Origin of the sequence: Streptococcus parasanguinis, from assembly GCF_001578955.1 — a bacterium.
Taxonomy (GTDB): domain Bacteria; phylum Bacillota; class Bacilli; order Lactobacillales; family Streptococcaceae; genus Streptococcus; species Streptococcus parasanguinis_U.
Genome location: NZ_KQ969703.1, coordinates 1 through 1142, shown reverse-complemented (window position 1 = coordinate 1142; position 1142 = coordinate 1). Strand labels below are relative to the sequence as shown.

The following is a 1142-nucleotide window of genomic DNA, read 5'->3' as shown; positions in this document are numbered from 1 at the left end:
TCAAATTGTCTCTTATATACACATTTTATACTTAGACAAATGAACTCAAAATATTTTCCCCAATATTTAGTGGTTCAAACTATGTTATCAAAGCCTTCTGAACGGAAATCTCTTTATTCGATAATTGAAAATTATTGTATTTTATATTAAAAAAAAACCAAAATGTTAGATGAATTCTAACATTTTGGGTGCAATTTAAAATTATTATTTATTAAATTAAATGATCATTCTTTCTATTGCTTAACTAGCTGATCTAATGGGATAATGTATAGATTTCTATCCCTTACCCAATATCCATTGAGCATGCACAGAATAACATGTTGATTGTATCTTCAAACTGTTTTATGACTGAATCCATTTAGAAACTCATTTTTTGAAAAAGCGCTTAACATCTGATTGACATGCTTCCAATAGTGTTTGTTCATCCGTTAATTCGAGTAATTGCAATCCTTCATCGACCAACTTTTTATCAGTTAAACAAATTCCTAGTGTCACTTTAGCATTTCCTAGAAAATCATATCGCTTACTTTTTTTGGCCGTATCTAACAATAAATAACTGATACTGGTACACTTCTCTATCAAACCATTCCAAAGAAAAATGCTAGCTAAATTAGAGAGTAATTTATACTTGGTGGGAAGAATCTCTGTATAATCAGAGTAATCATTCAACCTATCTATAACTTCATCACAGATAGAAATCACTGTTTCTAGTGGAAGTGTGAATAAAATAACGACAATTAATTTGAGGTCACTATGATACCAGACATCCTGATTTTTAATTTCGTTCCATGCTTCCGTGGCCATCGTTCTTACCTTCTCATCTGGACCAGATTCTCTTAAACAAAGAATGACCTCTACTCTCTTTAGTATATTTAACACAGGAATATCATTAGGATGTTTTTTTAAATAAGCTACACTCTTATTCTTCAGTTCCAATAATTTATCATTTGATTGGTAGGCATTGTTATCTTCTGCTAATAAGATAATTTCTTCTCTATCGGAGTGGTGGTAAGAATGGCATATATATCGAAATTCTTCGAAATCTAGGCCAACTTGCTTTAGAAGATGCTCCATCGACTCAAAACTAGGTACCACTTGGTTCGATTCAATACGCGATAAATGCGCTCTTGAAATGTAACCCT

At 31.6% G+C, this 1142-nt stretch carries 1 protein-coding gene; it reads right to left on the bottom strand.

Annotation, left to right across the window (positions count from 1 at the left end; translation table 11 throughout):
- Positions 1-366: 366 nt before the first annotated feature.
- Positions 367-1142 (bottom strand): transcriptional regulator (locus SPADD19_RS10805; RefSeq protein ID WP_061455980.1); only part of this gene is annotated, 776 nt, incomplete at its 5' end.